Source organism: Kitasatospora sp. NPDC036934, from assembly GCF_055608425.1.
This window is the reverse complement of sequence record NZ_JBVJQR010000001.1, coordinates 98,159-123,427: the sequence shown is the minus strand read 5'-3', so window position 1 is coordinate 123,427 and position 25,269 is coordinate 98,159. Positions and strand designations below refer to the sequence as shown.

General features: G+C 73.7%; 21 protein-coding genes. 13 read left to right on the top strand and 8 right to left on the bottom strand.

The window, feature by feature from the left end; genetic code table 11:
- The first annotated feature begins 456 nt into the window (after nt 1–456).
- From ACZ7BZ_RS00540 to ACZ7BZ_RS00525, 4 genes are all read left to right on the top strand, one after another.
- Entirely contained in the window at nt 457–1,332 is an 876-nt protein-coding gene (locus ACZ7BZ_RS00540; protein WP_470356402.1) for a universal stress protein, read from the top strand.
- Between the two features lie 107 nt (nt 1,333–1,439).
- The gene (locus tag ACZ7BZ_RS00535; RefSeq protein ID WP_470356401.1) at nt 1,440–2,285 is read left to right on the top strand and encodes a universal stress protein; all 846 of its coding nucleotides are present in this window, start codon (nt 1,440–1,442) and stop codon (nt 2,283–2,285) included.
- Between the two features lie 91 nt (nt 2,286–2,376).
- Nucleotides 2,377–2,910, top strand: a complete 534-nt coding sequence (locus ACZ7BZ_RS00530; RefSeq protein WP_470356400.1) for a flavodoxin family protein — start codon at nt 2,377–2,379, stop codon at nt 2,908–2,910.
- A 544-nt stretch (nt 2,911–3,454) separates the two neighbouring features.
- Complete coding sequence (locus ACZ7BZ_RS00525; RefSeq protein ID WP_470356399.1) at nt 3,455–4,066, top strand: hypothetical protein; 612 nt, start codon at nt 3,455–3,457, stop codon at nt 4,064–4,066.
- Nucleotides 4,067–4,070: 4 nt separating this feature from the next.
- Here ACZ7BZ_RS00525 and ACZ7BZ_RS00520 read toward each other — a convergent pair whose 3' ends face one another.
- Entirely contained in the window at nt 4,071–5,225 is a 1,155-nt protein-coding gene (locus tag ACZ7BZ_RS00520; RefSeq protein WP_470356398.1) for a Rossmann-fold NAD(P)-binding domain-containing protein, read from the bottom strand.
- 128 nt (nt 5,226–5,353) lie between these two features.
- On the opposite strand from ACZ7BZ_RS00520, the gene ACZ7BZ_RS00515 reads away from it, so the two are divergent.
- From ACZ7BZ_RS00515 to ppsA, 3 genes are all read left to right on the top strand, one after another.
- On the top strand, nt 5,354–8,920 hold the full coding sequence (locus tag ACZ7BZ_RS00515) for a hydantoinase B/oxoprolinase family protein (RefSeq protein WP_470356397.1): 3,567 nt from the start codon (nt 5,354–5,356) through the stop codon (nt 8,918–8,920).
- Between the two features lie 207 nt (nt 8,921–9,127).
- The gene (locus tag ACZ7BZ_RS00510; protein ID WP_470356396.1) at nt 9,128–12,085 is read left to right on the top strand and encodes a cation-translocating P-type ATPase; all 2,958 of its coding nucleotides are present in this window, start codon (nt 9,128–9,130) and stop codon (nt 12,083–12,085) included.
- A 336-nt stretch (nt 12,086–12,421) separates the two neighbouring features.
- Complete coding sequence (gene ppsA, locus ACZ7BZ_RS00505; protein ID WP_470356395.1) at nt 12,422–14,785, top strand: phosphoenolpyruvate synthase; 2,364 nt, start codon at nt 12,422–12,424, stop codon at nt 14,783–14,785.
- An 11-nt stretch (nt 14,786–14,796) separates the two neighbouring features.
- Here ppsA and ACZ7BZ_RS00500 read toward each other — a convergent pair whose 3' ends face one another.
- From ACZ7BZ_RS00500 to ACZ7BZ_RS00475, 6 genes are all read right to left on the bottom strand, one after another.
- On the bottom strand, nt 14,797–14,988 hold the full coding sequence (locus ACZ7BZ_RS00500) for a hypothetical protein (RefSeq protein WP_470356394.1): 192 nt from the start codon (nt 14,986–14,988) through the stop codon (nt 14,797–14,799).
- 71 nt (nt 14,989–15,059) lie between these two features.
- Nucleotides 15,060–15,551, bottom strand: coding sequence for a hydrogenase maturation protease (locus tag ACZ7BZ_RS00495; RefSeq protein WP_470356393.1), 492 nt, complete (start codon nt 15,549–15,551; stop codon nt 15,060–15,062).
- Nucleotides 15,548–16,843: a Ni/Fe hydrogenase subunit alpha gene (locus ACZ7BZ_RS00490; protein ID WP_470356392.1), complete on the bottom strand. Its 1,296-nt coding sequence runs from the start codon at nt 16,841–16,843 to the stop codon at nt 15,548–15,550. The genes ACZ7BZ_RS00495 and ACZ7BZ_RS00490 overlap by 4 nt, the downstream gene beginning before the upstream one ends.
- The gene (locus tag ACZ7BZ_RS00485) at nt 16,840–17,640 is read right to left on the bottom strand and encodes an NADH-quinone oxidoreductase subunit B family protein (RefSeq protein WP_470356391.1); all 801 of its coding nucleotides are present in this window, start codon (nt 17,638–17,640) and stop codon (nt 16,840–16,842) included. The genes ACZ7BZ_RS00490 and ACZ7BZ_RS00485 overlap by 4 nt, the downstream gene beginning before the upstream one ends.
- Before the next feature lie 5 nt (nt 17,641–17,645).
- Nucleotides 17,646–18,452, bottom strand: a complete 807-nt coding sequence (locus ACZ7BZ_RS00480) for an FAD/NAD(P)-binding protein (protein ID WP_470356390.1) — start codon at nt 18,450–18,452, stop codon at nt 17,646–17,648.
- Nucleotides 18,452–19,600, bottom strand: a complete 1,149-nt coding sequence (locus tag ACZ7BZ_RS00475) for a 4Fe-4S dicluster domain-containing protein (RefSeq protein WP_470356795.1) — start codon at nt 19,598–19,600, stop codon at nt 18,452–18,454. The genes ACZ7BZ_RS00480 and ACZ7BZ_RS00475 overlap by 1 nt, the downstream gene beginning before the upstream one ends.
- A gap of 239 nt (nt 19,601–19,839) precedes the next feature.
- On the opposite strand from ACZ7BZ_RS00475, the gene ACZ7BZ_RS00470 reads away from it, so the two are divergent.
- From ACZ7BZ_RS00470 to ACZ7BZ_RS00445, 6 genes are all read left to right on the top strand, one after another.
- A complete protein-coding gene (locus ACZ7BZ_RS00470; protein ID WP_470356389.1) occupies nt 19,840–20,025 on the top strand; it encodes a hypothetical protein in 186 nt (61 codons plus the stop codon).
- Nucleotides 20,018–20,629, top strand: coding sequence for a cytochrome b N-terminal domain-containing protein (locus tag ACZ7BZ_RS00465; RefSeq protein ID WP_470356388.1), 612 nt, complete (start codon nt 20,018–20,020; stop codon nt 20,627–20,629). The genes ACZ7BZ_RS00470 and ACZ7BZ_RS00465 overlap by 8 nt, the downstream gene beginning before the upstream one ends.
- Nucleotides 20,626–21,558 (top strand): hypothetical protein, encoded by a 933-nt coding sequence (locus tag ACZ7BZ_RS00460; RefSeq protein ID WP_470356387.1) that lies wholly within the window; start codon nt 20,626–20,628, stop codon nt 21,556–21,558. Before ACZ7BZ_RS00465 ends, ACZ7BZ_RS00460 begins: the two co-directional genes overlap by 4 nt.
- Nucleotides 21,559–21,889: 331 nt before the next feature.
- Complete coding sequence (locus tag ACZ7BZ_RS00455; protein ID WP_470356386.1) at nt 21,890–22,108, top strand: hypothetical protein; 219 nt, start codon at nt 21,890–21,892, stop codon at nt 22,106–22,108.
- 14 nt (nt 22,109–22,122) lie between these two features.
- Nucleotides 22,123–22,824: a helix-turn-helix domain-containing protein gene (locus tag ACZ7BZ_RS00450; RefSeq protein WP_470356385.1), complete on the top strand. Its 702-nt coding sequence runs from the start codon at nt 22,123–22,125 to the stop codon at nt 22,822–22,824.
- Nucleotides 22,825–22,840: 16 nt separating this feature from the next.
- Nucleotides 22,841–24,109, top strand: coding sequence for an NAD(P)/FAD-dependent oxidoreductase (locus tag ACZ7BZ_RS00445; protein WP_470356384.1), 1,269 nt, complete (start codon nt 22,841–22,843; stop codon nt 24,107–24,109).
- A gap of 160 nt (nt 24,110–24,269) precedes the next feature.
- Here the strand turns inward: ACZ7BZ_RS00445 and ACZ7BZ_RS00440 are convergent, their stop codons facing one another.
- A complete protein-coding gene (locus ACZ7BZ_RS00440; protein WP_470356383.1) occupies nt 24,270–24,467 on the bottom strand; it encodes a hypothetical protein in 198 nt (65 codons plus the stop codon).
- Nucleotides 24,468–25,269: the final 802 nt, after the last annotated feature.

Genomic DNA, 25,269 nt, shown 5'->3' with positions numbered 1-25,269 from the left:
CCGACCTCGTCGACCTCCCGCCCGGCGCACGGAGGATCAGCTCACCGCAGATGCCCGCAGCGTGCGTTTCCGGGCCGCTCGCCCGGTCGGCCGTCATGGTTCGGCGGAGCATCGAGCAGCGGGTCCGCGGCGCTCAGTAGGGCAGCCGGCGGCCGGACGGCGTCCGCAGGTCCAGCGGCGCGGGCTCGTGGGGGCGGGTCGGCCGGGTGACGACCTTGATCCGGACCATCACGGCCACCTCCTCGTTCGGTTCGGCCTTCCTCGTTCAGCTCGACTTCCACCCTGCCGTCGGGAACCCGCGGGGCCCCAGGGCCCCGCGGGCCGACCCTCGTCGCCGGTCGGGGGCGCGCCGGGCGGGCCGCCGGGCTCGGGGCTCTGGGCCGGTCGGCCCTCGCGGCCGGGACGGGGCCCGCCTAGCGTGGGGACAGGTTCCGGTCGCACGACCGAGGAGGAGCTATGACATCCGACAGCCCCTACCGTGGGACGCATTCCGTCGTCCTCGGCGTCGACGCGCGCGACACCGGCAGCATGACCGCCGCCTGGGCCGCCGACGAGGCCGACCGGCGCGGTCTTCCGCTGCGGCTGGTGCACGCCGTCCCGTCGGTGTTCCGCGAGTTCCGGCCCTTCGACGAGGGCCGCTACCACAAGGCTCTGGTCGAACGCGCCGGGCAGGCGTTCGACCGGGCGTCCGCCGTGGCCTGGGAACGCCACCCCGGTCTGGCGCTGACGACGGACCTCGCCGAGGACCTCCCGGCACCGGCGCTGTGCCGGGAGTCCCACGACGCCGCGCTGGTCGTCCTCGGCTCCCGTCGGCTGGGCCGGACGGCGGAGGCGTTCAGCGCCTACTCGGTGACCGTCCCGGTGAGTGCCCAGGCGCACTGCCCGGTGGTCGTGGTCCGCGATCCTGAGCACACCAGCCAGGAGCCGCCGTACGTCGTGCTCGGCGTGGACGGAAGTCCGTCCTCGGAGGCCGCCGTCGACTTCGCCTTCGACCTCGCCGCGGAACGCCGGGCCGCCCTGCGCGTCCTCTGGGTCTGGCAACGCCCGCTGGTCGGCAACTTCGACGGGCCCGCCACCGACCAGATCCTGCGCCGGCTGCTCTTCGAGGCCACCGCGGGCCGCCACGAACGCCACCCCGACGTCACCGTGACCCACGAGCTGGTCCACGGCCACCCGGTCGAAGAGCTTGCGCGGGCTTCCGCGCACGCCCTCGCCGTGGTCGTCGGCCGCCGGGGCAGCGGCGGCTTCACCGGCATGCGGCTCGGCTCCGTCCCGCACGGCCTGCTGCACCACGCACGCTGCCCGGTCGTGACGGTGCCCGCTCACCCGTGATGAACCGGACCGGCTCCGAGAAGCACCGATCGCGGTCACTGCCGACCCCCGGCCCGCCGCCCGTCGCAGCTGGGGTCCGGATTCACCACCAGGCCGAGGAGGACGCCGTGACCGGACCCGTGGTCGTCGGCTTCGACGGCTCGCCCGAGAGTCTGGCCGCCTCCGAATGGGCCGTCCGCGAGGCCCGGCGCCGCGAACTGCGCCTCGACATCGTCCAGGCCTGGCCCTGGCCCAGGCGGGACGTGGTCGGCAGCGACGAGACCTACCGCCTCGCCCTGTCACGACTCGCGGAGCGCGAGGCCGCGTTGCGTGCCCTCGCACCCGAGGTCCCGGTTTCCTCTTCGACCGTGTCCACCGAACCCGCCGAGGCCCTGGAAGCCGCCGCCCGGAGCGCCGCCGTGCTCGTGCTCGGCTCCCGTGGGCTGGGCACGATCCATGGTTTCCTGGTCGGCTCGGTGAGCCAGGAGGTGCTGGGCCGAGCCGACTGCCCGGTGGTGCTGGTGCGGGCCGGTGGCGGCGGGCACGACGGTCCCGTGCTGGTGGGCCTTGACCTCGCACACCCGGCGGACGAGGTACTCGCCTATGCCTTCGAGGCCGCCGCGGTCCGCTCGACGCCCCTGCGCGTCCTGCATGTCTGGGCGCCCCCGGCAGGCAGCGAGTACACGTCCTTCGATGCCGTCAGGAGTACGGAGAAGGATCCCTCCGCAGAGGAGAGGGCGTTCCTCGCCGAGGTCCTGGAGCCGTGGCATGCCCGCTACCCCGGGGTGGAGGCGAGGGCCGAGCTGGTCCAAGGCGGCGCCGCCGCGGCAGTCGTGGGCGCCGCGGCAACGGCCCGGCTGCTCGTCCTGGGCCGCCGAATGCGGCGGGGACCGCTCGGAGCCCGTCTCGGGCCGGTGGCGCACGCCGCGATCCACCACGTCGGCTGCCCGGTCGCGATCGTCCCGCACAGCTGACGGGGCCGTACGGTGACCCGATCCGGGCCGAACGGCCCACCTGCGTGGGGAAGTTCCGGAGCCAGGCTGGGGGTGACGAAAGGTGGAGACCATGCACACCGTGATCGTGTACGAGAGCATGTACGGCAACACCCGCGAGATCGCCGAGGCGATCGCCGAGGGCGTTCACCGGGCCGTTCCGGGGGCGGCCGTGGACTGCCTCCCGGTGGCCGAGGCGGACGCCGACCTCACCCGGTCCGCGGACCTGCTGGTGGTCGGCGGACCGACCCATATGCACGGCATGTCCTCCGGACTCAGCCGCCGGATGGCCGCAGCAACCGAGGCGCACAAGGAGGGCCGTGAGGCGGCCGCGGCCGAGGCCAGGGAAACCGTGGAGGGGCCGGGACTGCGGGCCTGGTTCCACGGCCTGCCGCAGACCGAACCCGGCACCCACGCCGCCGCGTTCGACACCCGGGTCGACATGCCCCGGGCAGGCGGCGCGGCCAACGGCATCGCCCACCGGCTGTCCGGCCACCACTACGACCTGGTCGTCGAACCCGAGGGCTTCATCGTCGAGGACAACGACGGACCTCTGCGCGCCGGCGAACTCGACCGCGCCCGCGCCTGGGGCGCTGGCCTGGTCTGAGCGGGGAAGGAGCAGGCGCCACCGCACCGTGCTGGGACCCCACCGCTGAGCTGAACGCCACCAGCCCACGCAGGCTCCGTCCGGAACCGTCCACACCGACGATGACGGGTCCGGTCATGGTCGGGGCTCCGCATCAGCCGTACTGGTACCCACCCGGCTCGCGGCCGGGCACGTCGGGCCCGACCCCTGCCTTCGTGCACCGCCCCCACCGCCGGACTCGCCCACGCAACCGTCGACAAGGCCGTCCCGGCCCGGGCACCGGGGCCGTTCTCCTCCGCCCGGAGGCCGGACGGCCCCGGCGCCCCGGGGCGTTCAGCCGCTGCCGGGCACGCGGCGGCCGGGCAGACTGGAGACCGGGAACCCACCAGGAGGTGGCGGCCATGATGTCAGCACTGCCCCAAGCGCTCGGGTGGTTCACCGCCCGGAGCCCGTTGCGAGCGCCACAGGCGTGACCGCCGCGACCGTTGTGACAGCTGCGGCCGGGACGGCCCGTCGGCGATGACGCGAGACCGGTCGAGGGGGCCGGAGGACAGGAGTGAACGGGATGTCTGACGGCGGAGGCGGCGAGTACCGCGCCCTGATCGGCGAACTGGCCGGTCTGGTGCGGCTGGCGCACGCCGCTCTACGCGGCGCGACGGCCGTACTGACGGGCCCGGGCGACGGCGGGGACGGGATCCCGGCCGCGGAGAAAGCCCTGGCGGAGCTGCTGGCGCGGATCGAGGAGGACGCCGCCCGGGCGCCCGGCGGACGCGCCGGGATCGTGGTGGGCGTCCACGTGGGGTGCGAGGTGGAGGCGCTCGGGCGGCTGGCCGAGCGGCTGCTGGAGGCCGCTTGGGCGCGCCAGGAGCGGGAGCCGTTCGGCGAAGAGCTTCGGACTCCGCTGCACGGGCTCGCGGGGGCGGCGCTGGACCTGGTCCCACGGTCCGCCGACGTCCTGGAGTCCGGGGCGCCCGAGGGCGTCGCGGACGTGCTGGCCGAGCTCCACGAGGTCGGGCAGCGGCAGCGGCTGCTGTACGAGCTGCTGCTCCGAGCGGAGCGGACGGACCAGGTCGATGTCACCGATCTCGTGCTGCTGTCCTGCTGCTACCAGCAGTGCGCCGACCGTGCGGCGGCGATCGCCCGCCACGCCGGGCTGTTCTCGCGCGCCGGCGTCTGAGGTCCTACGGAAGGCCGGCTGCGGCGGTCGCCTCCATCAGCAGCAGGCTGGTGGGTTCGTGCCGCACCGCGCCCCGGTCGGTCACCAGCATCGGGCCGAGGACCGGGTCTCCCGGAAGCGATCGGGCCTTCGACAGGCGGTCGAGCAGCGCGAGCGCGTTGTGGGCGTACGCACGCGAGGCGGTCCCGGGCGCTTGCGCCGCCAGTTCCCCTGCGCCGATCACCGTGATCCCGTCGCCGACCAGCGTCGTGGTGTCCGGCAGGACGCCCTCGATGTTGCCGCCCTCCGGACCGGCCGCCAGGTCCACCAGCACCGAGCCGGGCCGCAGCCGCGCCACCGTCTCCGGATGGAACAGGACCGGGGGCATCCGGCCGGGCAGGGTGAGGGCCGTCACCACGACGTCGTACCGCACCACGGCCTCGGCGAGCCCCGCCACCCACGCCGAACGCCCGTGGTCGAGGGCTTCCCGCAGCTCCCGGTCGTCCGCCACCGGCTGCAGCCCGGGCAGGTCCAGCAGGTCGGCCCCGAGGGCGGCGGCCGACGCGCGCTCGCGGTGCCGCAGCTCGACCGCGCCGACCTGCGCGCCAAGGCGCCGGGTGGTGTCGACCGCCTGAAGGCCCGCATGGCCGGCGCCGACCACCAGCGCCCGAACCGGGTCGAACAGCCCGTCCGTCGTTCCCCAGGGCGGCAGGCACCGGCCCAGTTGCCCGGCCGCGAGCAGCACCGCCCGGTATCCGGCCACCCTGCTCTGGGAGGCCTCGGCGTCCAGCGGGTAGGCGGCGGGCAGATCGGGCGCCAGATCGAGGCCGATCGTCGTCAGGCCCCGGTCCGCCCACTGCCGGACCAGGTACGGGATCCGCTGCGGTCGAAGCAGTGCGGCCAGCACCTGCCCGTGGCGCAGCTCGCGCATCAGGTCGGCGTTCGGCGGGTGGATGCCGAGCAGGACGTCCGTGCGGAGCCGCAGCTCGGCGCGCCCGGCCACGAGCGCGCCCGCGGCGACGTAGTCGGCATCGTGGTGGCCGGCGAGGGCGCCCGCGCCGGACTCGACCAGGACCGTCGCACCGAGGCGGCCCACGGCCGGAACCAGATCGGGCACGAGGGCCACCCGGCGCTCGCCGGGTGCGGTCTCCCGCAGCACTCCCACCGTCGTGGCCGTCATGGCTGCCTCCAGCGTCGACGCTCACGCCCAGTATGTTCCGTTTGCCCCGACAGTTCGCCCGGCCGGATACTCGTGCGCGGGGCCACTCACGCACGGAACGCCACGCGGCACGGCGGAGGGAGCCGGTCATGGCAGCCAGGGGCTGGCAGTTCTGGGTGGACCGGGGCGGGACCTTCACCGACGTGGTCGCGCTGACGCCGGACGGCCGGCTCGTGACCCACAAGCTGCTCTCGCACGACCCGGCCCGCTACCGCGATCCAGCCGTGGCGGGGATCCGGGCCCTGCTGCCACCCGACGCGGATCTCGAAGCGGACATCGACTCCGTCCGGATGGGCACCACGGTGGCCACCAACGCCCTGCTGGAGCGCACCGGCGAGCCGACCGTGCTGGTCATCACGCGCGGCTTCGCGGACGCGCTGCGGATCGGCTACCAGAACCGGCCGCAGATCTTCGCCCGGGAGATCGTCCTGCCCGATCCGCTGTACGCCCGGGTGGTGGAGGTGGACGAGCGGATCACGGCCGACGGCGAGGTGCTGCGGCCACCCGACCTCGACCGGCTCGCCGAGGACCTGCGCGACTGTCTGCGCGACGGCATCCGGTCCGCCGCCGTGGTCTGCCTGCACAGCTGTCTGCACCCGGCGCACGAGCAGGACATCGGCCGGCTCGCCGATCGACTCGGCTTCGACCAGGTGTCGTTGTCGAGTGAGGCGAGCCCACTGATGAAGCTGGTGCCGCGTGGGGACACCGCCGTGGTCGACGCCTACCTCAGTCCCGGCCTGCGTCGCTACGTCCGACAGGTGTCGGACGAACTGGCCGGTGTCCGACTGATGTTCATGCAGTCCAACGGCGGGCTCGCCGAGGCCGGACACTTCCGCGGCAAGGACGCGATCCTCTCCGGTCCGGCCGGCGGCATCGTCGGCATGGTGCGGATGTCCCGATCGGCCGGCCACGAGCGGGTGATCGGCTTCGACATGGGCGGCACCTCCACGGATGTCTCGCACTTCGCGGGCGAGTACGAGCGGGTGGTGACCACCCAGGTCGCCGGTGTACGGCTGCGGGCGCCGATGCTGGCCATCCACACCGTCGCGGCGGGCGGCGGCTCGGTGCTGCGCTTCGACGGCGAACGCCTGCGGGTCGGGCCGGACTCGGCAGGGGCGGATCCCGGACCGGCCTGCTACCGGGGCGGCGGGCCGCTGACCGTCACCGACGCCAACCTACTGCTCGGCCGCATCCAGGCCGAGCACTTCCCGCACGTCTTCGGACCGTCCGGCGGCCAGCCGCTCGACACCGACCTGACGAAGCGTCAGTTCGATGAACTGGCATCGGAGATCGGCGACCGGACGGCCGAGGAGGCGGCCGAAGGCTTCCTGCGGATCGCGGTCGGCAACATCGCCAACGCGGTCAAACGCATCTCCGTCCAGCAGGGCCATGACATCACCCGCTACACCCTGACCACGTTCGGCGGCGCCGGCGGTCAGGTCGCCTGCCCGGTGGCCGAGGCACTCGGCATCCGTACCGTCCTGGTCCCGCCGATGGCCGGGGTGCTGTCCGCCCTCGGCATCGGCCTGGCCGACACCACCGTCCTGCGCGAGCACGCCGTCGAACGGCCGCTGGCCGCACAGGAGATGGCCGCCGTACGGTCCCTCGCCGACGAACTGGCGGACGCCGCCACGCGCGAGCTGACCGACCAGGGCATCCCGCAGGAGCAGACCCGGCTGACGCACCGGGCCCGGTTGCGCTACCAGGGCACCGACACCACGATCGGCGTCCCGCTGGGCGAACCCGCCGACATGCAGGCCGAGTTCGAGGAACAGCACCGAGCGACCTACTCCTTCCTGATGGACCGCCCGCTCGTCATCGAGGCCCTCACCGTCGAGGGCACCGGCCTCACCGAGCAACCGGAGCTCGACACCCTCTCCCCCGCCCCCGAGCACCCCGCGAAACCCACCACCGTTTCGCTGTACACCGGCGGTGAGCGGCGCCAGGTCCCTCTGCTGGAGCGTGAGTCGATGCCGGCCGACGCGACCGTCACCGGCCCGGCCGTGATCGCCGAGGCCAACGCCACCACCGTCGTGGACGACGGCTGGAAGGCCACGGTCACGTCAGCCGGACACCTCCTGGTCGAGCAGATCAGGGCATCCGCCGAGGAGGCTGTCCCGACCACCGCCGACCCGGTCCTGCTGGAGGTCTTCAACAACCTCTTCATGGCGATCGCCCAACAGATGGGCGCCCGGTTGGAGGCCACCGCCCAGTCGGTCAACATCAAGGAGCGGCTGGACTTCTCCTGCGCGCTCTTCGACGCGGACGGCAACCTCGTCGCCAACGCCCCGCACATCCCCGTCCACCTCGGCTCGATGGGCACCACCGTCAAGGAGGTGCTGCGCCGGCGCGGCCCGGAGCTGCGCCCGGGCGACACCTACGCGGTCAACGACCCGTACCACGGCGGCACCCACCTGCCCGACATCACCGTGGTGACCCCCGTCTTCGACCCCGACGTCAACGAGATCCTGTTCTTCGTCGCCTCCCGCGGCCACCACGCCGAGATCGGCGGTACCGCCCCCGGCTCGATGCCCGCCGACAGCCACGAGATCCACGAGGAGGGCGTGCTGTTCGACGACTGGCCGCTCGTGGAGGACGGCCGGCTGCGCGAGGCCGAGACCGTGCGGCTGCTCACCGAGGCGCCGTACCCGTCCCGTGACCCCGACACCAACCTCGCCGACCTGCGCGCCCAGATCGCCGCCAACCGCAAGGGCGTCGACGAGGTCAACGCGATGATCGACCACTTCGGCCTCGACGTCGTCCAGGCCTACATGCGCCACGTCCAGGACAACGCCGAGCAGGCGGTGCGCCGGGCCGTCGACGGCCTGACCGACGGCACGTACCGCTACGAGACCGACTCCGGGGCCGTGATCGCCGTCTCGGTGCGCGTGGACCGCCGGGACCGCAGCGCCGTCATCGACTTCACCGGCACTTCGCCGCAGCTCGGCAGCAACCTCAACGCTCCTTCGGCCGTCGTCACCGCGGCCGTCCTGTACGTCTTCCGCACCCTCGTCACCGACGACATCCCGCTCAACGACGGCTGCCTGCGCCCGCTGCGGATCGTCGTGCCGCCCGGCTCGATGCTCGCCCCGGAGTACCCGGCCGCCGTCGCCGCCGGCAACGTCGAGACTTCGCAGGCCATCGTCGGCGCGCTCTACGCGGCACTCGGCGTGCAGGCGGAGGGCTCCGGGACGATGAACAACCTCAGCTTCGGCAACGAGCACCACCAGTACTACGAGACCATCGCCTCCGGCGCCGGCGCCGGCCCGGGTTTCGACGGGGCGGACGCCGTCCAGACCCACATGACCAACTCCCGCCTCACCGACCCCGAGGTGCTGGAGTGGCGCCTGCCCGTCCTGGTCGAGGAGTTCGCCGTCCGCCCCGACAGCGGCGGCGCAGGCCGCCACCACGGCGGCAACGGTGCGCTCCGACGGCTGCGCTTCCGCGAACCGATGACCATCAGCCTGCTCACCGGCCACCGGCGCGTCCCCCCGTACGGCCTGGACGGCGGATCCCCCGGCTCCCTCGGCGCCAACCGCGTCCTGCGCGCTGACGGCACGGTCCAGGACCTGCCCGGCTGCGGCACCGCCGACGTCGCGGCCGGTGACGCCCTGGAGATCCGCACCCCCGGTGGCGGCGGCTACGGCCGGCCGTAGCCGCGCCCGGGCCCATGAGGTGCGCACCGGCCCCGGCCGAGGGGGCCGGTCGGCCCTGCTGCCCGGTCGGGCCGCGTCCCTACGGTGATGGGGAGGCAGGCCGCACCACCCGGTGGAGGACGTGATGACAACCGCCAGCGAACACCCGGCAGGGGCACCCGCAGCCCGCGCCTCCGGGCCCGGGCCGACGAACGACCGGAACTGACCGTGACCGGCGACCGCCAGGCCACCCTCCGGCCCGGCCCACCGGGTACCGGTGAGGAAGCCCCGGACCCGCGCGAGCCCATCAGCCTCCTCTTCCGCGACCTGCGGACCTCGCCGGACGGCCTGACCGAGCGCGAGGCCGCCCGGCGGCAGACCGTGTACGGACCCAACGCGCTCGCGCGCCGGGAAACCCGCCGCTGGCCGGGCGAGCTGGCCCACCAGTTCACCCACCCCTTGGCGCTGCTCCTGGCCTTCGCCGCCGTACTGGCGGCCGTCAGCGGAACTCCGAACTTGGCGGGCGCGATCGTGGCGGTGATCGGGCTGAACGCCCTGCTCGCCTTCGCGCAGGAGCGGCAGGCCGAACGGGCGGTCGAGGCACTGGCCGGCTTCCTACCCGAAGAGGCGACGGTGATCCGGGGAGGCCGCAGACGGCCGGTCCCGGCGATCGAGCTGGTGCCCGGCGACGTCCTGGTGGTCGAGGAAGGCGACCGGGTCCCGGCCGACGCCCGGCTGCTGTCGGGCGGAGTCGAGGTCGACCTGTCGGCGCTGACCGGCGAGTCCGTGCCGGTGTTCCGCTCGGCCGAGTACGCCGACGGCGCCGGCCCCCTCCTGGACGCCCGCGACGTGCTGTTCTCCGGCTCCGCGTGCACCGGAGGCCAGGCCCTGACGGTGGTGACGGCGACGGGCATGCACACCGAGCTCGGCCGGATCGCCGCACTGAGCCAGCGCACCCGGCGTGAGGAGAGCCCGCTGGAGCACCAGGTGAAACGGGTCGCCCGGCTGATCGCCGTGATCGCGGTCGGGGTGGGCCTCGCGTTCCTGCCGATGGGCCTGGCTGCAGGTCTCTCGCTCACTGCGGCGGTGGCCTTCGCCGTCGGCCTGCTCGTCGCCAACGTGCCCGAGGGCCTGCTGCCGACGATCACCCTCGCGCTCGCCACCGGGGTGCGCGACCTCGCCCGGCGCGGCGCCGTGGTCAAACGGCTGTCCGCCGTGGAGACCCTCGGTTCCACGACGGTGATCTGCACCGACAAGACCGGCACGCTGACCGAGAACCGGATGAGGGTCACCGAAGTGTGGACTCCCGACAACGGGAGCACGGCGGAGGGGACTCCGAAGCAGAGCGGTGAGGTCCTCGCGCTCGCCGAAGCAGCCGCCACCTGTACGACCGCCGACCCGGTGGCGGGGCACGGCGACCCGACCGAACTCGCCCTCCTCGACCTGGCCACCCGCCTCGGCGCCGACCCCGACCCCCGCCGACGGGATCGCGAGCGCCGGGCGCTGTTCCGCTTCGACCCGCACGTCAAGCTGATGACCACCGCCGACGCGCGCGACGGCACGGTCGTCCTGCACACCAAGGGCGCCCCCGAGGAGGTGCTCACCCACGCCACCCACCTGCTCGACCACGGCGCCGAACGCCCGCTCACCCCGACCGACCGCACCGAGGTGGTTCGCGCCGTCGGTCGGCTGGCGGAGCGCGGGCTGCGCGTCCTCGCCGTGGCGCGACGGCCGCTCCCGCCCGGGCAACCGCCTCCGAGCCGCCGCGAGGAGGCCGAGCACGACCTCTTCTTCCTCGGTCTGGTCGCCATGGCCGACCCGCCCAGGCCCGAGGTGGCTCAGGCCATCCGGCAGGCCCACCAGGCCGGTGTCACCGTGCACGTCGTCACCGGGGACAACGGCCTGACTGCCGCGGCCGTCGCCGAGCAGGTCGGCATCGGCCACCGCGGCATGCGCATCGTCACCGGCACCGAACTCGACGCCATGGGCGACGACCGCTTGGACGCGCTGCTCGCGCGGGGGGAGGAGGTGATCTTCGCCCGCACCTCCCCCGAGGCCAAGCTGCGCATCGCCGACGCGCTGCGGGCCGAGGGCCACACCGTCGCCATGACCGGCGACGGCGTCAACGACGCGCCCGCCCTTCGCCGCGCGGACATCGGCGTCGCCATGGGCCGCTCCGGAACCGAGGTCGCCCGGGAGGCCGCCACCATGGTGCTCACCGACGACAACTTCGCCACCATCGTCGCGGCCGTCGAGGAGGGGCGGCGCACGTACGACAACATCCGCAAGTTCATCGTCTACATCTTCACCCACGCCGTGCCGGAGGTCGTCCCCTTCCTGGTCTTCGCGCTCGCCGGCGGCGCCGTGCCGCTCCCGCTGACGGTGATGCAGATCCTGGCCATCGACCTCGGCACCGACACCCTCCCGGCCCTCGCCCTCGGCCGCGAGCGCGCCGAGCCGGGGCTGATGGACCGGCCGCCCCGGCCCCGCTCGGAGCGGGTGATCCGCCCGGCCATGCTCGCCCGGGCCTGGGGCTTCCTCGGCCTGATCTCCGCCGTGCTCGTCATGGGCGGCTACTTCCTCACCCTCGGCCTCGCCGGCTGGCACGCCGGCGACCCGACCGGCCCGGGCTCCGCGCTTCACCTGCCGTACCAGCAGGCCACCACCGTCGCCTGGCTGGGCATCGTCGCCTGCCAGATCGGCACCGCGTTCGCCGCCCGCACCGACCGGGCCTCGCTACGGGCGATCGGCGTGTTCAGCAACCCGCAGCTGCTCGGCGGCATCGGCTTCTCGCTCGCGTTCGCCGCCGCGGTCGTCTACCTCCCGGCGCTGCAGAGGGTGTTCGGCACGGCCGCCCTCTCCCCCACCCAACTACTGACGGTGGCACCGTTCCCGTTCCTGGTCTGGGGCGCGGACGAACTGCGCCGTGCGGTCGTCCGCCGCCACACGACCGCGGCGAGGCCCTCGGCGACGCCCACCCCGGTACCGGCCGCCCCGGTACCACCCGCCCCGGTACCGGCCGCCACCGAGGAGACTCCGCACCACCCGCTCCCCGTCCTGCTCGCCCGGCACGGATGGAGCGCCCCCAGGCTCACCCACGCCCTCGGCGTCGGCGAGCACGCGGCCGCCGAGATCGTGGCCCACGCCCACCGCGTCGCCGCACAGCACGGTCACCGGGCCCGGTGAGCCCGGGCCGCCGCCCCGGCCCTCGCCCTGCCGGCGGACTCGGTGCCGTGGGGCGCCGTGGTCATCGCACCCGGCGCCGCCGCCTACGCCCTGCGCAAGGCGATCGCCCGCACGTGAACGCTCCTCGGGGGGTGGAGTCCATCCGATTCCGATCCGCCCCCCTGCCCGGCCCGGCGATCGGGGCCGAACGGCCCTGATTCGGCAGCCGATCGGGCCGGTTCCCCGGGGCGTACGCCTCTGCGCGCGGCGGGCGGCCCGGGTGGACAGTGGCAGGGACGGAGCCCTCGACGCGTCCCGCGCTGCGAGGACATGCTGCGAGCGCGCCTGGAGGAAGCCATGCGCCGTGTCATCCGCTTCCGCGAGGTCGGCCGCGAGGACGTCGGCCTGGTCGGCGGCAAGAACGCCTCGCTGGGCGAGCTGATCAACGGTCTGGGCCCCGCCGGGGTCCTGGTGCCGGACGGCTTCGCCACCACGGCCGACGCCTACCGCGAGCTGTTGGACACCGGCGGTCTGCGCGAACGGATCGCCGAGCAGGTAGACCGGCTGCGCGGGGGCGCCCCGTTGCCCGAGGTCGGCGCCGCGATCCGGTCCGCCGTTCTGGCCACTCCCCTGCCTCCCGCGCTCGAACGCGAGGTCGTGCAGGCCTACGGGCGACTCGCCCGCGAGGCCGGGCGGGAGGACCCGGACGTCGCCGTGCGCAGCAGCGCCACCGCCGAGGACCTGCCGGAGGCGAGCTTCGCGGGCCAGCAGGAGACCTTCCTCAACGTCCGGGGCGCCACGGCGCTGCTCGCCGCCTGCCGTCGCTGCTTCGCCTCGCTGTTCACCGACCGGGCGATCGACTACCGGGAGCGGATGGGCTTCGAGCACCTCGCCCTGGCGCTGTCGGTCGGTGTCCAGCTGATGGTGCGCTCCGACCTCGCGGGCGCGGGCGTGGCGTTCACGCTGGACCCCGAGACCGGCTTCCCCGGCGTGGTGGTCATCAGCGCCGCGTGGGGGCTGGGCGAGACGGTGGTCAGCGGGCAGGTGGACCCGGACGAGTACACGGTGTTCAAGCCGGTCCTCAAGGACCACCGCCTCGATCCGTTGGTCCAGGTGCAGCTCGGGGCCAAGGGCCGCAAGGCCGTGTACGCCGAGGACGGCTCGACCCGGACGGTCGACACCGACACCGGCGAGCGGGCACGCCAGGTGCTCGGCCTCGGCGACATCCGCACGCTCGCCGAGTGGGCGGTGGCGGTGGAGGAGCACTACGGCTGCCCGATGGACCTGGAATGGGCCAAGGACGGGATCAGCGGCACGCTGTTCCTCGTCCAGGCCCGGCCGGAGACCGTGCAGTCCCGCCGCCGGGGCGAGGTGCTGCGCCGCTTCCGGCTGACCGGTACGGGCGAGCGGCTGGTGGACGGCATCGCCGTCGGCGAGGCGGTCGGCGCCGGTCCGGTGTGCGCGCTGGCCGAGCCGGTCGGCCTGGACCGCTTCCCGCAAGGGGCCGTGCTGGTCACGGAGATCACCGACCCGGACTGGGAGCCGTTGATGAAGCGGGCCGCCGCGATCGTCACCGACCACGGCGGTCGGACCTCGCACGCGGCGATCGTCAGCCGCGAGCTGGGCGTGCCGGCGGTGGTCGGCACCGGCTCGGCGACCGCCCTGCTGGCCGACGGGCAGGAGGTCACGGTCTCCTGTGCCGAGGGCGCGGACGGGCACGTGTACGCGGGCCGCGTCGCGTACGAGTCGACGGAGACCGACCTCGGCTCGCTGCCGGCCACCCGTACCAAGGTGATGCTCAACCTGGCCGACCCCGGCGCGGCGTTCCGCTGGTGGCGGCTGCCAGCGGACGGCGTGGGCCTGGCCCGTACCGAGTTCGTGGTCGCCCACCAGGTGCGCGTCCACCCGATGGCCCTGGTCCACCCCGAGCGGCTGTCGGCCGAGGACCGGCGGCTCGTCGGCGAGTTGACGTACGACTACCCGGACCGCACCGACTACTTCGTGGACCGCTTCGCCCACGGCGTGGCCCGGATCGCCGCTTCCCGCTGGCCCGACCCGGTGGTGGTGCGCACCAGCGACTTCAAGACGAACGAGTACGCCCGGCTGGTCGGCGGGACGCCCTTCGAGCCCGCCGAGGCCAACCCGATGATCGGCTGGCGCGGAGCGAGCCGCTACTACGACCCCGGCTACCGCGAGGGCTTCGCCCTGGAATGCCGGGCACTGCGCCGAGCCCGGGACGAGCTCGGGCTCACGAACGTCGTCGTGATGATCCCGTTCTGCCGCACCCCGCAGGAGGCCGACGAGGTCCTCGCGGTGATGGACGACAACGGCCTCACCCGCGGCGCGAACGGCCTGCGGGTGTACGTGATGGCGGAGATCCCCTCCAACATCCTGCTCGCCGAGCAGTTCGCCGAGCGCTTCGACGGCTTCTCGATCGGCAGCAACGACCTCACCCAGCTCACCCTCGGCGTCGACCGCGACTCCGGCCTGCTCGCCCACCTCTTCGACGAACGGAACCCGGCCGTCACCCGCAGCATCGAGTCCCTGATCGCAACGGCTCACGCGGCCGGCCGCCACGTCGGCCTCTGCGGCCAACGCCCCAGCAACGACCCGGACTTCACCCGCTTCCTGGTCCAGGCCGGGATCGACTCGATCTCCGTCACCCCGGACAGCTTCGCCGCCGTCAAGCACGCCGTGGCGGCCGCCGAGGCGACGGGCTGACGAGGTCGAGGTCAGGCCGCCGGCCGGTTGTGCAGCAAGGCGTCGAGGGCGTCCAGGATGCGCGTCCAGGTGTCCTCGGGGGTGCGCGGGGGTGCGCGGGGTGTGCTGGGAGCTCCCGGCCCGTTCCGGGCGACGTAGCCGTAGAAGGTGCTGCCGAGCAGCTCGGCGCCGAGGTCACCGCGTGACCGGGGACGGGGTCTCACCCTGCGACCTCGCCGTCACCCTGGGCTGGTTGCCGACGCCGCCGGGCGCCGAGTGCCCTCGCGCCGGGTCGTCATCGCCGGGCTTCCACCGCCCGACGGACCTCGGCGGCGAGGCGCGGCACCGCGTCGGCGACGGCCGGGCTCAGGCCCTCGCCGATCGAGAAGTCCGCGCCCTCGACCGCGACGATCAGCAGCTCGCGCGGCAGTTTGCCGAGCGCGGCGGCCAGGGCGACGGCATGGCCGAGGCCCAGGCCGTGGGTGCCCGCCGCCGCCTCGTCCTCGGCGAGGGGGTCGGCGAGCAGGTGGTCGGTATCGACGGTGACGCGGTGGATCCGGCCCGGCTCTCCCGGGTGGCTGTGCACCGCGTCCACCACGATGGCGAGGTCGGCGCCCTCCCAGAGCTCCATCAGACGGGTGGACTCGCCGTCGCACAGGGTGAGCCGGTCGACGGCGGGGCCGTCGGCGGCGAGCTCCGCGAGGACGGCCACGGCGGCGCCGTCGTCGTGCCGGTACTCGTTGCCGACGCCGATGACGACGATGCGCCGGCCGACCACGCCGGTCACCTCCGGTCCACGGTGAGGTTGAGGAAGTGCGCGGCGCAGGAGATGCACGGGTCGTAGTTGCGGATCGCCTGCTCGCACTGGCGGGTCAGCTCCGCGTCGTCCAGGTGCAGCCGCGGCTCGACGAAGGCGCGCAGGTCGGCCTCGATCGCGGACTGGTTCTGCGCGGTCGGCGGGACGATCACGGCCCGCCGGATGAGCCCGTCCTCGCCGATGTCGTACCGGTGGTAGAGCAGCCCCCGCGGGGCCTCGGTGGCGCCGTACCCGGTGCCCGCGCGCGGCGGGACGGGGACGGCCGGGGCCGGTGGCGGCTCGTACCGTTCGATGATGCGCTGGGCCTCGGTGACGGCCCACAGCGCTTCTGTCGCCCTGATCACGATGCTGCGGAAGGGGTTGTCGCAGCGCGGGCCGAGCCCGGCCTCGTCGGCCAGGGCGCGGATGCCGGTGGGCAGCCGGTCGCCGGAGAGGTTCCAGCGGGCGAGCGGGCCGGTGAGGTGGGGCCGGCCGTCGAGGGTGGCGTGCAGGGCGGTGGAGTGCGGCACCTGGTGCTCCCGGGCGCGCTGCTCGAAGTCGGCCACCGGGAACGGGCCGGCCGAGGTTCCGGTGGGCGTGCCGGAGTCGATGGCGTAGCCGCCGGGGTCGGCGAGGGCGAGCAGTTCGTGCCGGACGGTCAGCGGTGGGAAGTCGAAGCCCGCCACCCAGCCGAGGGTGTCCTCGGCATCGGTCCGGGCCTGGCGCAGCACCGTTGCCAGGTGCTCGAGTTCGGCGCGTGTGGGGAGCCGGTGGAAGCCGCCGAGCCGGATGTTCACCGGGTGGATCGCCCGCCCGCCGAGGACCTCGACGATCTCGTTGCCGGCCTTCTTCAGCCGCAGGCCGCGCTGGAGCAGGGCCGCGTCCGTACGGGCGAGCGCCAGCGCGTCGGGCAGGCGGAGGAAGTCGGGGGCGTGCAGCAGGTAGATGTGCAGGGTGTGGCTTTCGATCCACTCCCCGAAGTACAACAGCCTTCTCAGCTGGGCGAGTTGGCCGTCCACCAGTACCCCGCAGGCGTTCTCCACCGCTTGGCAGGCGCTCATCTGGTACGCCACCGGGCAGATCCCGCAGATGCGGGAGGTGAGGTCGGGCGGCTCGGTGTACCGGCGGCCGCGCAGCAGCGCCTCGAAGTAGCGCGGGGGCTCGTAGATCTCCAGCCGGACCTCCTCGACCGCGCCGTCGCGGACGGCGAGGTGCAGCGCGCCCTCGCCCTCGACGCGGGCCAGCGCGCCGACGGTGAGCAGCCGTTCGGTGCGGTGGGTCATCCGGGCTCCTCGGTCGTCTGCCGGGCCGCTTCCGCGAAGTCGGGAGCCTCGGCGTTGAAGGTGCGGTAGAGCCGGGCGGCGTCCGCGTCGGTGACGCCGTCGCGGCGCAGCAGCGGCAGCAGGGCGCGGGTGTTGGGCCCTCCTTCGCCGTGGAAGCTGCCCACGGGCCCGAAGCAGCCGTAGCAGCCCCGCCCGTACGCCGGGCAGATGGCGCCGCAGCCGGCCTGGGTGACCGGGCCGAGGCACGGGGTTCCGTGGGCGACGGTGACGCAGGTGGTGCCGCGCAGCTTGCACTCGAAGCAGACGCTGTGGGTGGGGATGTCGGGCTTGCGGTCGGCCAGGTAGGCGGTGATGACCTCCAGCAGCTGCCGCTTGTCGATCGGGCAGCCACGCAGTTCCAGGTCGACCGGCACGTGGGCGGAGATCGGGGTGGAGCGGTCGAGGCTGTCGATGTACTCGGGGCGGGCGTAGACGACCGACTGGTACTCGGGCAGGCTCGCCAGGTTGCGCAGGGCCTGGACACCGCCGGCGGTGGCGCAGGCACCGATGGTCACCAGGTAGCGGGACTGCTCGCGGACCCGCCGGATCCGCTCCAGGTCGGCGGGGGCGGCGATGGAGCCCTCGACGAGGGAGAGGTCGTAGGGCGGCGGTAGTTCACGGCTGGAGGCCTCCAGGAAGTAGCCGATCTCGACCTCTCCGGCGAGCGCGAGGAGTTCGTCCTCGCAGTCGAGGAGGGTGAGCTGGCAGCCGTCGCAGGAGGAGAACTTCCACACCGCCAGGCGCGGGGTAGCGGCCATGGCACTCACCGCTCGGGGGTGGACAGCAGGCCTTCGGCGTGGTCCCAGCCGAAGACCGGGCCGTCCCGGCAGACGAGGACGGGGCCGAGTTGGCAGTGGCCGCACCAGGCGGTGGCGCAGCGCATGTTGCGTTCCAGCGAGACCCGGATGCGCTCGGCGGGCACGCCCCGGCGCAGCAGTTCGCGGGCGGTGGCGCGCATCATCACCTCCGGGCCGCACAGGTGGGCGGCGCAGTGCTCGGGGCGGAGGTCGACCCCGTCCAGCAGCGCGGTGACCAGCCCGACTGCGCCGCGCCAGCCGGGCTCGGGGCGGTCCACGGTGGTTCGGACGTCCGCCCGGGAGCGCCAGCGCGGCAGGTCTTCGACGAACAGCTGCTCGCCCGGTTCGCGGTATCCGGTGAGCACCGAGACCGTCCCGTAGGAATCGGCTCGGGCGAGGACTTCCTCGATCAGCGGGCGGAGCGGGGCGAGCCCGATACCGCCGGAGACGATCAGGACGTCGCTGCCTGCGGGTGGGGTCTGCCAGGCCGTGCCGTACGGTCCGCGCGCCCCGATCCAGTCGCCCGGCTCGGCCTTGCACAGCGCCTCGCTGACCCTCCCGACCGCCCGCACGGTGTGGGCGAGCGTGTCGCCGGTGATGGCGCTGACGGAGAGCGGGATCTCGCCGGTGCCGAAGCCGTACAGCATGGCGTACTGCCCGGGCCGGAACGGCCGCAGTGGGCTCGCGGCCGGGACGAGGTCGAGGGTGACGGTGTCGGCGGTCTCCCGGTGGCGGGCCAGGACCCGGTAGGGGACGGGGGTCGTCTCGTGCATCACGGTTCTCCGTCCGTCGTGGCGGCCTCCGCGCGCAGGGCGGTGACCTCCTCGGTGATGTCGATGCCGACCGGGCACCAGGCGATGCAGCGGCCGCAGCCGACGCAACCCGAGGAGCCGAACTGGTCGTGCCAGGTGCCGAGTTTGTGGGTGAGCCACTGGCGGTAGCGGCTGCGGGCGGAGGTGCGGACCGGGCCGGTGCCGTGCAGGTGGGAGAAGTCGAGGTCGAAGCAGGAGTCCCAGCGGCGCCACCGCTCGGCGTGGTCGCCGGTGAGGTCGGTGATCTCCTCGGTGGTGGTGCAGAAGCAGGTGGGGCAGACCATGGTGCAGTTGCCGCAGGTCAGGCAGCGGTTCGCGACCTGGTCCCAGCGCTCGGCGGTCATCGTGCCGGCCATCAGGGCACGCAGGTCGGTGGGGTCCATGCTCCGGCCCATCCGCCCGGCGGCCTCGGCGACGGCCGTACGGGCCCGTTCGCCGTCGGTGGGGCGGGTGGGGAGGGCGGTGAGGACCTCCTCGCCGTCGGGGCTGCCGGCGCGGACCGTGTAGTGGAGCCCGTCCGGTTCCGCCGTCTCGGTGAGCGCCAGGTCGTAGGAGGACCCCTGCGGGAGGCCCGGACCGGTGCCCATCGAGACGCAGAAGCAGACCGCGCTCGGTTCGGTGCATTCGGCCACGACGATGAACGCGCCGGCCCGCCGGGGCTCGTACACCGGATCGGTGTACGAGCCGCCGGTGAGCACCCGGTCCTGGACGGCGATCGCGCGCAGGTCGCAGGGGCGCACACCGAGGAACGCGTAGCGGGGCGGCGGATCGTCGTCCTCCCGGACGGTGACGGTGCCGTCCTCGGCTCGGTCGGCCTGCCAGAGCCGGGCCCGGGGCGGGTGCAGGAAGGTCTTCCAGGACTGCGGCCCGGCCGAGTGGGCGAAGGCCGCCCGGTCCGCGCGCGGGTGCAGCCGGTAGGTGCCGGCCTCGGCCTCGACGCCCCAGCCGTACGGCAGCTCCGCGGCGGAGGCCAGCTCGGCGAGCACGATCGCGCCGTCCCGCACGGTGGGGCCGACCACTGTGTACCCGCGCTGCCGCAGGGCCGCGACGAGCGCGGCGAGACCCTGTTCGTCCAGCTCCACGAGCGGAGCGGTGGTGGTGTCCATCATCGGGCTGCCCTCGGGCTCGTCGTCGTCCCCGGCACCGCCCGGGGCGGGCGGTGCGCGTGGTTCCACTGTCCATCGCGACCCGGGATCCCGCATGGGCCGCCCGGCCCCGCCCCGGGGGCCGTCGGGGCCGGGCGGCCCATCGGCCGCCGCCGTTCGGCGCAGCGTCGTGTGCGGCGCGCGGGAGGACGGGCAAGACTGGCGCCAGATTCTCGGTCCGGATGCTCGGAGAGGGGGCCGCCATGAGAGCGGCACCGCGAACGGGTGGCCTCGCGGCACCAGTCGACCTCAACCACCCCGGGCACTACGTCCACTGGGGCGTGGTGCAGATCTCGGTGGCGAACCTGGTGGTCATCGGCGTGATGGTGGTGGTCTTCCTGGCCGCGCTGTTACTCCCGTTCCCCGAGGGGCGGCGGCGCGATGACTGACTGGACCGGGGCGGTGCGGCGGTTCGCCGTCCGCAGGCTGCCTCCGGAGAAGCTGCTGCCCGGCACCCAGCCGGCGTACATGTCGTCGTGGATCTACGTCTTCGGCGTGCTCACGGTGTCGTCGCTGGTGGTGGTGCTGGTCTCCGGCGGGGTGCTCGCGCTGGAGGGTCCGGGCTGGTGGCACGCCTCCGGCGTCGGGAGGTTCGTCAACAGCGTCCACCTGTGGAGCGTGGAGCTGTTCATGGCGGTGATGGTGATCCACCTGTGGGGCAAGTTCTTCATGGCCGCCTGGCGCGGCCGGCGGGCGCTCACCTGGGTGACCGGCGCGGTCACCTTCCTGGCCGCGATCGCCACCGCCTTCACCGGCTACGCGGTGCAGCAGAACTTCGACTCGCAGTGGATCTCGGGACAGGCCAAGGACGCCCTCAACGCCGTCGGGATCGGTGCCTGGTTCAATGTGCTGGACTTCGGCCAGATGCTGATGTGGCACATCATGCTCTTCCCTCTCGTGCTCGTGGTGCTGACGGCCTGGCACGTCCTGTTGGTCCGGACCCGAGGGATCGTGCCGCCGATCGACGCCGCCGCACCGCGGGTCGAGTCGTGAGGCGCACCGACACGCCCGACCCGGGCGACTTCCCGACCCGCCCGTACGACCTGGTCAAGGAGTTCACCGTCGCGTTGGTGGTGGTGACGCTGTTGAGCGTGGGCCTGGCCGCGCTGTTCTCCTCACCGGACGAGAAGCCGACCACCCTGGCCTCCTGGTCGACCGCGGACCCGAACGACTTCACCGCCACCGCCGTGGCGGAACTCGCCGGCACCAGCACCTCGGCGGGCTACGGCCCGCCGTACAACCACGCGCCCGGTGCCGGGCAGAAGATCGGCCCAGTCGGGCTGCAGCGCGCGGCCGGGGTGCGCATCCCGGTCGATCCGGCCGAGGACTTCGTCCTGGGCCCGCTGCGCCGTTCCCCCGAGCCCGCCGAGGTCACCGCCGCACTCGCGGCCTGGAACGGCGCCACGGGCGACCAGCAGCAGTCCTGGAGTTCGGCGTACACCGACGCCCTCGGCAAGGCACCCGACGGCGACCCGGCCAAGGTCGCGCCCGGTGACTACGGCCCGGTACCGGTCCTCGCCGCCCGGCTCCTGGTGCTCGCCCAGTCCGGTTCCCTCGACGGGCAGCTCCTCGCCCAGGGCCGCTTCTACCAGACGGACTACACCCGGCCGATGCTCTTCCTCGCCGACGGCTCCCACCTGTCCGACCGGGCCACCTCCCAGCACCTGACCGGCAGCCAGTGGGGCATGATGAACGAGACCGGGAACTACCCGGGACAGGCCTGGCTGTGGCTGTACACCTTCTGGTACCAGATCGACCCGTTCAACACCTCCAAGAACGCGGACGCCGAGATCTGGGCGATCATGGCCGTTCTCAGCCTCGCCCTCGTCCTGGTTCCGTTCATCCCCGGCATCCGGTCCATCCCCCGCTGGACCAGGGTCCACCGGCTGATCTGGCGGGACTACTACCGCGGTCGGCGGTAGTTCCGCTTCAGCGTTCGTCCCTTCCGGCTGGTCAACGGTCCGAGTGCCACCGCCCGGAAGACGCCCGCTGAGTCCGCGCGGCCGCCGGAGGTCTCGCCCGGCGACGGCCGCTGACCGGGCCGACCGGAACCACCCTCCGTGGTGACCGCACAGCCCCGTCACCCCGTCGCGGTGTCACCGGGACCGCCCGGGCCCGTCAGGGCCCACCGGCCTGCGGCCCGGGACCGACCGGCCCTGCCCCGCCCGCCCGGCGGCGACCGACGATGAGAGCGGTCAAGCCTCCGCACAGAGCCGGTGACGGCGCCGGCCGGGGCCGACGAAGGAGTCTGCGATGAACGGCTTCGAAACCCGCCGCCCCGTGATCGTCGGCGTCGACCGCTCCCGGCTGCCGATGACAGGCAGCGGGCGCGCGTCGCGACGGGCGCCAGCACCGGGGTGCGGGAGCCGCCTCGGCGGCTCCCGCGGCCCGCTGTCCGGCTCCACCTGCCGCGCCCTCGTGCACCGCTGCACCGCGCCGCCGGTGATCGTCCCGAACAACGTCCCGGCCTGACCACGGAGATCGTCATGAAGACCACCAACGAACACCGGACGGACCCCTGTCCGCCCGACCCCGGCGACCTCGGCCGCCGGGTCGCCCACCGCCGTACCCAGCTCGGGCTCACCCGCGAGCTGGTGGCCGAGCGCGGCGGCCTGGATGCGGGGTTCGTCGCATACCTGGAGACGCACCCCGTTCCGGTCGGCGTCAGTACGCTCACCCGGCTCGCCGACGCGCTCGACACCACGGTCGGCAACCTCCTCGGTGGCGGGCGTGAGGAGCCGCCCGGCCGAGCCCGCGCCAACACCCGGGTACGGACCGAGGAACTGGACCCGGCGGCCTGCTGGAGCAGACTCAACCCCGGGGGCGTCGGCCGGGTGATCCTGACGGCGCCGCGCGGGCTGGTGGCGCTGCCCGTCAACTACCGCGTACTGGACGCCACCATCCTCTACCGCACCGCGGAGGACGGCACCCTCGCCCGCACCGCGGGCAGCGAAGTCGCCTTCGAGGTGGACCAGTTGGACGAGACGTTCGCCACCGGCTGGAGCGTGCTGGTCAACGGCACCGTCTCGGTCGTCTCCGACGAGGAGGCCGTGCGATGGTTCGAACGGCACTCCGACCCCCGCCCCTGGGCGGGCGGCGCCCGGGACACCTGGATGCGGATCCGGCCCACCGGGATCAGCGGCCGGATCATCCGCCCGGAAGGACCCCCGATCATCGACTCCGAGTAGGCAGGGCACCATCGCGATGAACGCCAAACCGCACGTGCTCGTGGTCGGCGGCGGCTTCGCCGGCCTGGAGACGGCCTTCGGCCTGCGCTACCTGCTCGGCGACCGCGTCCACATCTCGCTCGCCGCCGACCGGGAGGACTTCCTGTTCAAGCCCAGCACCATCTACCTGCCCTTCGGCGCCGCCGAGGGCCCGCTCCACATCCGCCTACCCGGCCCGCTGTTCCGCCGCCACGTCGCCTTCCACCAGGGCGCGGTGGCCGAGGTCGACCCGGACGCACTGGCGGTGGAACTGACCGACGGCACCCGTCTCCGCGGCGACTTCCTGGTCCTCGCCACCGGAGCCGCGATGCGCCCGCAGGAAGTGCCCGGCCTCGCCGAACACGCCCAGACGGTCTGGACTCCCCGCCAGATGCGCTCGCTGGGACGGAGGTTCCAGGAACTCAAGGAAGCCGCCGAGGCCGGGCAGCACCGCCGGGTGCTCTTCCTCGTCCCGCCGGACAACACGTGCGCCGGGCCGCTGTACGAGACCGCGCTGATGCTGGACACCTGGCTGCGCCGGGCGAACCTGCGTCCGCACGTCCACCTCACCTGGACCACCCATGAGACCGGCTACATCCAGGCCTTCGGCCCGCGCCTGCACCAAGTGGTGGAAGGCGAGTTCACGGCGCGGGGCATCGAGGGCCACACCTCGGCGGTGGTCGACGAGGTCGGCGCCGACGAGGTCCGCTACGCCGACGGCACCATCCGCCCCTACGACCTGCTGGTCGCCTTCCCCCCGTACGCCGCGGCCGTCGACTACCCTGAACTGCCGCACGATGAGCGGGGGTTCCTGCTCACCCATCCGGACACCCGGCAGGTGCGCGAGCACCCGCGGATCTACGCACCCGGCGACGCGGGCGATTTCCCGGTCAAGCAGGCCTTCCTGGCCTTTCTCCAGGCCGATGCCGTCAGCCAGCACATCTGCACCGTTGTCGACCCCGAACTGCTCGACCGGCCAGGACCGTTCGAGCCGATCAGCATGTGCGTGCTGGAGATGCTCGACAAGGCGACGTTCGTCCAGGTGCCGCTGGAGGAGACCGGCAGCACGGCCCAGCCCGTCCGCGTGGCGGTCGACGCCGATGGCGCCTACCGGGTCGGCACCTCCCCGCTCTGGCGCCTGGGCAGGAAGGCCCTCGGCCTCTACCTCCCGGTCCGGTTCCGCGCCGGCCTGCCGTTCCACGGCGGCCGCCCCTGGCAGGCCATGGAGCTCGCGCTCAAGGGCATGTCGCGCGTTCTCGCCACCTGACCTGCTCCGATCCGCACCCCTCGCCAAGTCATGGCGGTTCACTCCCTGCCGGCGGGGAGCGTCGGTGATTCGAACACCCGCCGGACCGGTGGTACCGGTCGAGGGTCCAACAGCCCCGACCGCTCCGGCCGGGCGGCACTGACCGCTGGGAGCCCGCACCTCACCGGACGGCCGGGGCCAGCAGCTCGATGTGCCCGGTGCGAAGGTGGTTGCGGTGTCCGTCGGCGAACTCCAGCCGGAGGCTGCGGTCCGCCGGGGTGTCCACGACCACAGCGTTCTCGATCGTGCCGTAGCAGGACTCGCGGTAGACGCAGACGCGGTCGCCGATGTGGAACTCCATGGTCTCCGAGACGATCACCGGACTCACCTTCTCTCCCCTGTTCCGGTGCCTCCACGATGACGCATACGTGCGGCGGCACCGAGAGGCCCAGGGCCCTCGCCCGCCGGTCTCCCCGCCCTCCCGCACCAGGGCATCCGGCCTGGGCCGGTTCCGCGCCAACCGGCCCAGTCGGTCCCGTCGGCAGGGCCCATCAGCAGGCCGAAGGGCCCTGCCGCCCCGCGCAGGTCCTCAAGACCGAATTCCTGCCTCCTGATCGGGAGGCGGACAAGAGCGCGTGGCGTGGAAGCAGTCGGTAGCTCGAGGAGTGGCCCGGCGACGGCACCGTGATCGCTCGGCAGCACGGTCGCAGCACCATCCATGTGCACCGTGACTTCGTCCGCGGCACAGCCCGGACTGTTCGCCGTCGCGGCGTTGGCGCGGACCCTGGGGGGTGACGGTGGACGAGCGGGTGACGGCCGCGGGTCCGGTGCCGGGTCCGTGGTCAACGGGCTACGAGGGCCGCACGATCGACTCGCTCAGGCCGCGGTCCGGGTCGCGGCGTCGTCGTCCCACCGGCCGGATACGGGCGGCGCTGTGCGGTGCGTGGTCACGGTTGAATGCTCCAGAGAGGTCGTCGGGAACGGCGGCAGGGCAGTGGCGGCGAGCAGAGCGGTGAGGACGATCCGCTGACACCGGCGACGCACGGCATGCCGTCGGGCACGGTGGGGAAGGACATGCACCCAGCATCGGCAGCCGGGCGGGCCGACGGTATCCGGCAGGAGTCCGGACTCCGCCAGCCGGTCGGCCGCGTGCCCCCGCCGCTCAGCGGGGTGCGGTGTCA

What these genes read in the sequence shown, in the direction of transcription:
- ACZ7BZ_RS00540 (WP_470356402.1), top strand. Translation starts at nt 457, where the DNA reads ATGACATCCGACAGCCCCTACCGTGGGACGCATTCCGTCGTCCTCGGC.
- ACZ7BZ_RS00530 (WP_470356400.1), top strand. Translation starts at nt 2,377, where the DNA reads ATGCACACCGTGATCGTGTACGAGAGCATGTACGGCAACACCCGCGAG.
- ACZ7BZ_RS00525 (WP_470356399.1), top strand. Translation starts at nt 3,455, where the DNA reads ATGTCTGACGGCGGAGGCGGCGAGTACCGCGCCCTGATCGGCGAACTG.
- ACZ7BZ_RS00520 (WP_470356398.1), bottom strand. Translation starts at nt 5,225, where the DNA reads ATGACGGCCACGACGGTGGGAGTGCTGCGGGAGACCGCACCCGGCGAG.
- ACZ7BZ_RS00515 (WP_470356397.1), top strand. Translation starts at nt 5,354, where the DNA reads ATGGCAGCCAGGGGCTGGCAGTTCTGGGTGGACCGGGGCGGGACCTTC.
- ppsA (WP_470356395.1), top strand. Translation starts at nt 12,422, where the DNA reads ATGCGCCGTGTCATCCGCTTCCGCGAGGTCGGCCGCGAGGACGTCGGC.
- ACZ7BZ_RS00490 (WP_470356392.1), bottom strand. Translation starts at nt 16,843, where the DNA reads ATGACCCACCGCACCGAACGGCTGCTCACCGTCGGCGCGCTGGCCCGC.
- ACZ7BZ_RS00485 (WP_470356391.1), bottom strand. Translation starts at nt 17,640, where the DNA reads ATGGCCGCTACCCCGCGCCTGGCGGTGTGGAAGTTCTCCTCCTGCGAC.
- ACZ7BZ_RS00480 (WP_470356390.1), bottom strand. Translation starts at nt 18,452, where the DNA reads ATGCACGAGACGACCCCCGTCCCCTACCGGGTCCTGGCCCGCCACCGG.
- ACZ7BZ_RS00475 (WP_470356795.1), bottom strand. Translation starts at nt 19,600, where the DNA reads ATGATGGACACCACCACCGCTCCGCTCGTGGAGCTGGACGAACAGGGT.
- ACZ7BZ_RS00470 (WP_470356389.1), top strand. Translation starts at nt 19,840, where the DNA reads ATGAGAGCGGCACCGCGAACGGGTGGCCTCGCGGCACCAGTCGACCTC.
- ACZ7BZ_RS00465 (WP_470356388.1), top strand. Translation starts at nt 20,018, where the DNA reads ATGACTGACTGGACCGGGGCGGTGCGGCGGTTCGCCGTCCGCAGGCTG.
- ACZ7BZ_RS00455 (WP_470356386.1), top strand. Translation starts at nt 21,890, where the DNA reads ATGAACGGCTTCGAAACCCGCCGCCCCGTGATCGTCGGCGTCGACCGC.
- ACZ7BZ_RS00450 (WP_470356385.1), top strand. Translation starts at nt 22,123, where the DNA reads ATGAAGACCACCAACGAACACCGGACGGACCCCTGTCCGCCCGACCCC.
- ACZ7BZ_RS00445 (WP_470356384.1), top strand. Translation starts at nt 22,841, where the DNA reads ATGAACGCCAAACCGCACGTGCTCGTGGTCGGCGGCGGCTTCGCCGGC.